Origin of the sequence: Sphingobium ummariense RL-3, assembly GCF_000447205.1 — a bacterium.
Classification (GTDB): Bacteria; Pseudomonadota; Alphaproteobacteria; order Sphingomonadales; family Sphingomonadaceae; genus Sphingobium; species Sphingobium ummariense.
This window is the reverse complement of the sequence record NZ_AUWY01000049.1, coordinates 2501-10744: the sequence shown is the minus strand read 5'-3', so window position 1 is coordinate 10744 and position 8244 is coordinate 2501. Positions and strand designations below refer to the sequence as shown.

Annotated in this window: 7 protein-coding genes, 1 tRNA gene, 2 rRNA genes and 1 pseudogene (1 of these 11 running past the window's edge); 2 read left to right on the top strand and 9 right to left on the bottom strand. The window is 61.2% G+C overall.

What is annotated here, in order from left to right:
- Positions 1-167 (top strand): annotated as a pseudogene (locus M529_RS0124355) (phytoene/squalene synthase family protein); the annotation flags it as partial.
- Positions 168-284: 117 nt separating this feature from the next.
- On the opposite strand, the gene M529_RS31240 reads toward M529_RS0124355, so the two are convergent.
- The 6 genes from M529_RS31240 to M529_RS49980 all read right to left on the bottom strand — a co-directional run bounded on the left by M529_RS31240 (position 285) and on the right by M529_RS49980 (position 4805).
- A complete protein-coding gene (locus M529_RS31240; protein WP_021317189.1) occupies positions 285-1631 on the bottom strand; it encodes an ammonium transporter in 1347 nt (448 codons plus the stop codon).
- Between the two features lie 13 nt (positions 1632-1644).
- Positions 1645-1983 carry a P-II family nitrogen regulator gene (locus M529_RS31235; RefSeq protein ID WP_004209785.1) on the bottom strand — a complete coding sequence of 113 codons (339 nt, stop codon included), beginning with the start codon at positions 1981-1983 and terminating at the stop codon, positions 1645-1647.
- Positions 1984-2138: 155 nt separating this feature from the next.
- Positions 2139-2714: a DUF924 family protein gene (locus M529_RS31230; protein ID WP_021317188.1), complete on the bottom strand. Its 576-nt coding sequence runs from the start codon at positions 2712-2714 to the stop codon at positions 2139-2141.
- Positions 2715-2806: 92 nt separating this feature from the next.
- The gene (gene tldD, locus M529_RS31225) at positions 2807-4261 is read right to left on the bottom strand and encodes a metalloprotease TldD (protein ID WP_031294646.1); all 1455 of its coding nucleotides are present in this window, start codon (positions 4259-4261) and stop codon (positions 2807-2809) included.
- 105 nt (positions 4262-4366) lie between these two features.
- Positions 4367-4594 (bottom strand): zinc-finger domain-containing protein, encoded by a 228-nt coding sequence (locus M529_RS31220; protein WP_021317186.1) that lies wholly within the window; start codon positions 4592-4594, stop codon positions 4367-4369.
- A 49-nt stretch (positions 4595-4643) separates the two neighbouring features.
- Positions 4644-4805: a hypothetical protein gene (locus M529_RS49980; RefSeq protein ID WP_021317185.1), complete on the bottom strand. Its 162-nt coding sequence runs from the start codon at positions 4803-4805 to the stop codon at positions 4644-4646.
- A gap of 60 nt (positions 4806-4865) precedes the next feature.
- Between M529_RS49980 and M529_RS49665 the strand changes: the two genes are divergently transcribed.
- Positions 4866-5024: a hypothetical protein gene (locus tag M529_RS49665; protein WP_161626327.1), complete on the top strand. Its 159-nt coding sequence runs from the start codon at positions 4866-4868 to the stop codon at positions 5022-5024.
- 47 nt (positions 5025-5071) lie between these two features.
- On the opposite strand, the gene M529_RS31215 is transcribed toward M529_RS49665, so the two are convergent.
- The 3 genes from M529_RS31215 to M529_RS31205 all read right to left on the bottom strand — a co-directional run.
- Positions 5072-5148: transfer RNA gene (locus M529_RS31215), tRNA-Met, on the bottom strand.
- Positions 5149-5324: 176 nt separating this feature from the next.
- Positions 5325-5439, bottom strand: a 5S ribosomal RNA gene (gene rrf / locus M529_RS31210).
- A gap of 132 nt (positions 5440-5571) precedes the next feature.
- A 23S ribosomal RNA gene (locus M529_RS31205) occupies positions 5572-8244 on the bottom strand; it runs 121 nt beyond the window's last position.

The following is an 8244-nucleotide window of genomic DNA, read 5'->3' as shown; positions in this document are numbered from 1 at the left end:
AAGTCGCCCGGCGGGGTGAGGACGCCTGGGACCGTCGCATCGTCACGCCGAAACGCGACAAGCTGGGCTGGGTCGCCCGCGCGGGATGGCAGGTTATCGGCCGCGGCCGTCGTTGGCCGGCGGGCGCGGCCCGCCCCGCGCAGCTCTGGGTCCGCCCCGCCGCCTGACCTTTCCGGGATAAAAATAGGGCCGATGCTTTCGCACCGGCCCCAAGGCATGTTCGCAGGAGGAACATCGGGTGGCAGGCGGGCCATTCCCCTTCCGGGCGGCCCGCCCTGCCGAACTTAGTAGTTGTAGGCGCGCTCGCCGTGCTCGCCGAGGTCGAGGCCTTCCAGCTCGACTTCCTGGCTGACACGCAGGCCTGTCACCGCCTTGGCGATGAAGATGGCGATCGCGGTGCCGATGCCCGCCCAGATGATGGTCGTGACGACCGCTTCGATCTGGACGATCAGCTTGGCGCCGATCTCGTAATCTTCAGCGCCGGGGCCGCCGAGGCCAGGCGCATAGACGATGGCGGTGCCGATGGCGCCGATCATGCCGCCGACGCCATGGATGCCGAAGGCGTCGAGCGAGTCGTCATAGCCGAGCTTGGGCTTGAGGACCGTCACGGCGTAGAAGCAGACCACCGAGGCGACGGCGCCCAGCACGATCGCGCCGAACGGACCCGAATTGCCCGCCGCCGGGGTGACGGCGACCAGGCCGGCGATGATGCCCGAGCAGAAGCCCAGCGCCGAGCCCTTGTGACCGTTCAGCTTCTCGGCAAGCATCCAGAAGAGGCCGGCAGAAGCAGTGGCGACGAAAGTGTTGATCATCGCAAGTGCGGCCGAACCATTGGCTTCCAGCGCGGAACCCGCATTGAAACCGAACCAGCCGACCCACAGCAGGCCGGTGCCCACGCCCGTCAGCGTCAGCGAGTGGGGCGCCATAGGCTCCTTGGGATAGCCAATGCGCTTGCCCAGGATGATGGCCGCCACCAGCGCCGACACGCCGGCATTGATGTGGACCACGGTGCCGCCCGCGAAGTCGAGCGCGCCGGCCTTGAAGAACAGGCCGCTCGCCGCCCACACCATGTGCGCGATCGGGAAATAGACGATCGTCAGCCAGACGACCGCGAACACCATCACGGCCGAGAACTTGATGCGCTCGACCACCGATCCCAGCACCAGCGCCACGGTGATCGCGGCGAAGGTCATCTGGAAGCAGACGAAGACATATTCGGGGATCTCGACGCCGGCGGTGAAGGTCGCGGCCTGCGATGCGGGCGTGATGCCCTTCAGGAACGCCTTGTCGAAGGTCGAGATGAAGTTGGAAAGACCGCCGCTATAGTCAGGCCCGAAGGCCATCGAATAGCCGTAGATCACCCAGATCAGCATCGCGAGCGCTGCGACCGCGCCGATCTGAGTCATGACCGACAGCATGTTCTTGGTGCGGACCAGACCGCCATAGAACAGGGCCAGGCCGGGAAGGATCATTGCCAGCACCAACACGGTGGAGGTCATCATCCAGGCGACGTCGCCCTTATCGACAGTCGCTGCGGGCGCGGCGGCTTCCTGCGCCCAGGCGGGCAACGCGGTCAGCAGGGAAAGGCCGACCGCCCCTGCGACACCGCAAAGTTTCTTGGAAAAGGTCATTATTCCCCCCTTCTTACAGCGCGGTTTCGCCGGTTTCGCCGGTGCGGATGCGCACGGCCTGCCCGACGTCGAGGACGAAGATCTTGCCATCGCCGATGGCACCCGAATTCGCCGCGGCCTGGGTGGCTTCCACCACGCGCGGCGCCAGGTCGTCGTCGCAGACGACCTCGATCTTGATCTTCGGAACCATGTTGGTCGAATATTCGGCGCCGCGATAGATTTCGGTCTGCCCCTTCTGGCGGCCGAAGCCCTTCACTTCGCTGACCGTCATGCCGGCGATACCCAGCGAGGACAGCGCCTCGCGGACATCGTCAAGCTTGAACGGCTTGATGATAGCCATGACAAGTTTCATGTCGCCCCCTTTTCTGGTGTGCGGCGACATATAAGCAAGAGGCGTGCCAATTCGCTGATGACGCGTTAATGCGAGATTCTCGCAAGACCAGCCATCGGCGGCGCTAAAAATTTGGGCAGTTTTGTTACTGTGCTCAAAAAATAGGCAGCGCAGGCCTACCAGCCAGCACCTTCCGCTGCGGCTTCCTGCTCTTCCGGCAACGTCTCGCGACCCAGTACGGCGTTGCGGTGCGGGAAACGACCGAAGCGGGCAATGGTTGCATGATGCTTGCGCGCGAACTCCAGCGACTCCGCGTCCCCCGCGCCCTCGAACAGGCTGAGCGACAGTTCCTGGTCCTCCAGTTCCTCGCTGTGCTGGAACGGCATGTAGAAGAACAGGCGGCCCGCGCCGCCGATCTGGATATCATAGCCCAGCGCCACCGCCCCCCGCGCCACGTCGCGCGCCAGCGCATCGCTGGCGAAGGCCCGTGCGCTGCCTCGGAACATATTGCGCGGCAGCTGGTCGAACAGCAGCACCGCAGCAAGCGCATCGTCCGCCCGCTCCAGGAAGCTTTCGGCAGGCAGATGACGCTTCTCTTCCCACAGTGCCTGGAAACGGGCCACGCATTGCCGGTCGAGTTCCGGATCATGCCCCCACCAGCCCTGCTCGCCCACTTCGTTGAACCAGAAGTCGAGCAGGGCGGCGGCCCAGTTGGCCGTCACCGCATCATGGCTGTCGGTCAGCATGTTCATGCTGATGAAGCGCTCTTCCCCGGATCGGGTTCCACCATTGGCGGCGCCCTCGCGTCAGGTCACCGCTCCGCTGACGAGAATCCGGATCCCCCTCACGTCGCGGTTCCGCCCACGGTCAGGCCCTCGATCAGCAGGGTCGGCTGGCCGACGCCGGCGGGAACGCTCTGCCCACCCTTGCCGCACATCCCGATACCCTCGTCCAGCGCCCAGTCGTTGCCGACGCCGATCACCTTGGTCAGCGCGGTCGGGCCGTCGCCGATCAGGGTCGCCCCCTTGATCGGATCGCCGATCTTCCCGTTCTCGACCCGATAGGCCTCGGTGCAGGAGAAGACGAACTTGCCCGACACGATATCGACCTGCCCCCCGCCGAAGCTCTTGGCGAATATGCCGCTCTTCATCCGCGACAGCAGTTCCTCGGGATCGTCCTGCCCGCCCTTGATGAAGGTGTTGGTCATGCGCGGCATCGGCGCATGGGCATAGCTTTCCCGCCGCCCGTTGCCGGTGGGCTCGACACCCATCAGCCGGGCGTTGAGCCGGTCCTGCATATAGCCCTTCAGGATGCCGTCCTCGATCAGCACATTCTCGCGCGTTGGCGTGCCCTCGTCGTCGATCGACAGCGAACCCCGGCGGCTCATGATGCTGCCGTCGTCCACCACCGTCACGCCCGGCGCCGCGACACGCTCGCCGATCCGGCCGGAAAAGGCGCTGGTGCCCTTTCGGTTGAAGTCGCCTTCCAGCCCGTGGCCGATCGCCTCATGCACCAGCACGCCTGGCCAGCCGGGTCCGAGCAGCACCGTCATCTCGCCTGCGGGCGCGGCGACCGATCGCATGTTCACCCGCGCCTGCGCCAAAGCTTCGTCGATCGCCCGGTTCCAGACAGCCGGCTCCATCACCTGGTCATAGAGATAGCGGCCGCCGACACCGAAAACACCGGTCTCGCGCCGGCCATTCTCCTCCAGGATGATCGAGACGTTGAGACGGACGAGCGGGCGGATGTCCGTCGCGGCGAAGCCGTCGCCTCGCACAATCTCCACCACCGACCAGCTACCCGACAGGCTGACCGATACCTGCGCCACGCGCGGGTCGCGGGCACGGGCGGCGGCGTCGATCGCGGCGCACAGCGTCACCTTCTCGGCGAAGGGCACGATCTCCAACGGATTGGCGTCGGTGTAGAGGTGGCGGTTGGTATGCTGCGGCGGCGGAGCAGGCTGCCCCTTCGCGGTGTCGAGCAGGCTTAATGTCTGCGCCGCGCGCCGGATCGCCGCCTCGCTGATCTCGTTGGCATGAGCGAACCCGGTCATCTCGCCCGACACGCCGCGCAGGCCGAAGCCGGCATCGGTCGAATAGTCAGCGGTCTTCAGCCGCCCGTCGTCGAACCCGAAGCTCTCGCTCGCCCGATACTGCAGGTAGAGTTCGCCATCGTCACAGGCCTTCAGCGCCTCGGCTGTCAGGCGCCGCGCGCCATCGGGATCGAGCAGGCCGGGCCGGTAAAGCAAGCCGCGGGCATCGGTGAAACCTGGGGTGAGCGGGGAAGCGAGATCGGTCATACCCCGGATATAGGGCTGCAACCTTTCAAGCCCAACCGAAAACGACTTCATTCGTTTCCGTGATTTCCGCGCCAGCAGGTGGTCCCACCTGCTTCGAAACCACTTTTAGAGGCTGGCGCCCGATGCAATGTCCGGCAGGTTGCCGACGTCCGGCGTGTCGGCCGGGCCGCCGGTCAGCACGAAGCGACGGTCGCAATAGCCGCAGTCGACATAGCCATGCTCGTCGATTTCCAGGAACACGCGCGGATGGCCGAGCGCGGCGGGAATGTCGCCCGATCCGTCGCAGGACACGCGGGGCTTGGTGACTCGGATGATTTCAGGCGGCTGGATCATGGCTGGACCGATTAGCAGCGCTGCCGCTGCGCCGCAATATGGCTGCGCGTCACATCAACAGGACAAGGGGCGCCTGCCTGCAAGCCGGGTCCGACTTCGCCATCTTGGCCACGGGCTTCCGTTCGACGCAGTCCTTCGCTGCCAGCGCCAGCGGCGACAGCATCAGCAGGACGGGCAGGATCGTGCCGCCGAAGAGGAACGGGAAGTTCATGACATGGAAACTGCCTGAGGCGAGCTTTCTGCAGCATGAACATTACGCAGGCGAACCGGCATGAAGTCGCGGAAGGGTCGTGCGGGCGATCTGCGGAAGAATTTGGGTGATTTTGTTGCAGCGCCCGTCGTCCTGCGCCGCAATGCCACGGCTCCGCGTTCCCTTGCGGTTTTGCGCCGCTCGGCGATCTTCACGCGCAAACGCGTTCACCCCCGTTGATTGTTGATCGACGGGATGGATTTGCGTTTTGTGATTGGGTTGTGTTTTGGTTGCGGGAGCAGGATTTGAACCTGCGACCTTCAGGTTATGAGCCTGACGAGCTACCGGGCTGCTCCATCCCGCGATGAGCTTGTTTAGCCTCAGGCGCCGGCGCCGACATCCGTCGGCTTGGCTATCCTCCCCGGATTGCATCCGGGTCCGGGCGGCCGTTTGGCCTTGCGAGCCGTTGGCTCGTTGACCTTGGCCCCTCGGGAGGGGGGTGTGAATGGGTTTTTGTTTTGACAGAGCGCAAGCTTCAATGCCTGGCGACGCCCTACTCTTCCGGGGCTTGAGCCACAGTACCATCGGCGCAGTCTGGTTTCACGGCCGAGTTCGGGATGGGATCGGGTGGGTCACAGACGCTATGGTCACCAAGCAATGGAGCGTGCGCTTTGTCGGGTTTAATCGATGTTATCCGTGCAAATTCGAATATCTGGATGGGATTGTCGTTCCGCATGACCGGCAGGATCTGCGTTGTTTGCAGGTCTGTCGGTGATGGTGTGGGACTCTCAGGCGCGAACAGAGCAATTAGGACCGGTTAGCTCCACATGTTACCACGCTTCTACATCCGGCCTATCAACGTGATGGTCTATCACGGCTCGATGAAATCTTATCTTGAGGGAGGCTTCCCGCTTAGATGCTTTCAGCGGTTATCCCGTCCATGCATAGCTACCCTGCTGCGCCGTTGGCACGACGACAGGTACACCAGAGGCATGTTCAACCCGGTCCTCTCGTACTAGGGTCAACTCCTCTCAAATTTCGACGCCCACGGCAGATAGGGACCAAACTGTCTCGCGACGTTCTGAACCCAGCTCACGTACCACTTTAATTGGCGAACAGCCAAACCCTTGGGACCTGCTCCAGCCCCAGGATGTGATGAGCCGACATCGAGGTGCCAAACGATTCCGTCGATATGAGCTCTTGGGAATCATCAGCCTGTTATCCCCGGCGTACCTTTTATCCGTTGAGCGATGGCCCTTCCACGAGGGACCACCGGATCACTATGACCGACTTTCGTCTCTGCTCGACTTGTCAGTCTCGCAGTCAGGCGGGCTTATGCCATTGCACTCTAACAGACGGTTTCCAACCGTCCTGAGCCCACCATCGCGCGCCTCCGTTACTCTTTAGGAGGCGACCGCCCCAGTCAAACTACCCGCCACAGAGGGTCCCTGCACCGGATAACGGTGCGAGGTTAGACATCAGAAAACAACAGGGTGGTATTTCACCTATGGCTCCACGACAACTGGCGTCATCGCTTCAAAGCCTCCCACCTATGCTACACAGTTCTTTCCTAATGCCACTCTGAAGCTGCAGTAAAGGTGCACGGGGTCTTTCCGTCTAACCGCGGGTACTCCGCATCTTCACGGAGAATTCAATTTCGCTGAGCATATCCTGGAGACAGTGGGGAAGTCGTTACGCCATTCGTGCAGGTCGGAACTTACCCGACAAGGAATTTCGCTACCTTAGGACCGTTATAGTTACGGCCGCCGTTTACCTGGGCTTCATTTCAGTGCTTGCACACCTCCACTTAACCTTCAGGCACCGGGCAGGCGTCAGGCCCTATACGTCGTCTTGAAGCCGACTTAGCAGAGCCCTGTGTTTTTGCTAAACAGTCGCTACCCCCTGGCCTGTGCCCCCCACAAGTGCTTGCGCATATGTGGGGCCTCCTTCTTCCGAAGGTACGGAGGCAATTTGCCGAGTTCCTTCAGGATACTTCTCTCAAACGCCTTGGTATACTCTACCATTCCACCTGTGTCGGTTTAGGGTACGGTCTATACGGAGGGGCTATTTCCTGGGACAACTTCCCAGCCAGGAGCAATCCAATAAGCCCTGACCAGTTACGCCATCCGTCACACACCTCCAGGCCCACGAATATTAACGTGGTTCCCATCGACTACCCCCTTCGGGCTCGTCTTAGGGGCCGGCTTACCCTGCTCAGATTAGCTTTAAGCAGGAACCCTTGGAATTTCGGCGACAGTGCATCTCACACTGTTAATCGCTACTCATGTCTGCATTCGCACTTCCGATACCTCCACGGTCGGTTACCCTCCCGCTTCAACGGCCTACGGAACGCTCCGCTACCGCTCAGTCAAAGACTGAACCCTAAGCTTCGGTGCACGTCTTGAGCCCCGTTACATCTTCGCCGCAGGATCTCTTGTTTAGACCAGTGAGCTGTTACGCTTTCTTTAAAGGATGGCTGCTTCTAAGCCAACCTCCTGGTTGTTTTGGAAATCCCACATGCTTTCCCACTTAGACGTGACTTGGGGACCTTAGCTGTAGGTTAGGGCTGTTTCCCTTTTGACGACGGACCTTAGCACCCGCCGTCTGTCTGCCGGACTAGACTCGTTGGTATTCGGAGTTTGGTTAGAGTTGGTAGATCTCGCGACCCCCGCATCCATCCAGTGCTCTACCCCCAACGGCAATCATCCGACGCTCTACCTCAATAGATTTCGCGGAGAACCAGCTATTTCCCGGCTTGATTGGCCTTTCACCCCTAAACACAACTCATCCGATAATTTTTCAACATTAAACGGTTCGGCCCTCCAGTGCGTGTTACCGCACCTTCAGCCTGGTCATGCCTAGATCGCCGGGTTTCGGGTCTAATGCATCGAACTCAATCGCCCTATTCAGACTCGCTTTCGCTGCGCCTACACCTAACGGCTTAAGCTTGCTCGATACACTAAGTCACAGACCCATTATGCAAGAGGTACGCGGTCAGGTCTCAAGGACCCTCCCACTGCTTGTAGGCATCCGGTTTCAGGTACTGTTTCACTCCCCTCATCGGGGTGCTTTTCACCTTTCCCTCACGGTACTGGTTCGCTATCGGTCATGTACGAGTATTTAGGCTTGGAGGGTGGTCCCCCCATGTTCAGACAGGGTTTCACGTGCCCCGCCCTACTCAAGTCCTCTTCGTTCGCTTTCACATACGGGGCTGTCACCCGCTATGGCCACACTTTCCAGAGTGTTCTGCTAACTAACAAAGAGGCACTGGCCTGGTCCGCGTTCGCTCGCCACTACTAACGGAATCTCGGTTGATGTCTTTTCCTCCGGGTACTGAGATGTTTCAGTTCTCCGGGTTCGCTTCACCAAAGCCTATTTTATTCAGCTTAGTGATACCCTTCCCATTTAACGCTGATCCAGCTTCCGCTGGCGCAGCCTTAAATGGTGAGGGTGGGTTGTC

Excerpts from the sequence above, each read along its gene's own strand:
- M529_RS31240 (WP_021317189.1), bottom strand. The coding sequence starts at position 1,631 with ATGACCTTTTCCAAGAAACTTTGCGGTGTCGCAGGGGCGGTCGGCCTT.
- M529_RS31235 (WP_004209785.1), bottom strand. The coding sequence starts at position 1,983 with ATGAAACTTGTCATGGCTATCATCAAGCCGTTCAAGCTTGACGATGTC.
- M529_RS31230 (WP_021317188.1), bottom strand. The coding sequence starts at position 2,714 with ATGAACATGCTGACCGACAGCCATGATGCGGTGACGGCCAACTGGGCC.
- tldD (WP_031294646.1), bottom strand. The coding sequence starts at position 4,261 with ATGACCGATCTCGCTTCCCCGCTCACCCCAGGTTTCACCGATGCCCGC.
- M529_RS31220 (WP_021317186.1), bottom strand. The coding sequence starts at position 4,594 with ATGATCCAGCCGCCTGAAATCATCCGAGTCACCAAGCCCCGCGTGTCC.
- M529_RS49980 (WP_021317185.1), bottom strand. The coding sequence starts at position 4,805 with ATGAACTTCCCGTTCCTCTTCGGCGGCACGATCCTGCCCGTCCTGCTG.
- M529_RS49665 (WP_161626327.1), top strand. The coding sequence starts at position 4,866 with ATGAAGTCGCGGAAGGGTCGTGCGGGCGATCTGCGGAAGAATTTGGGT.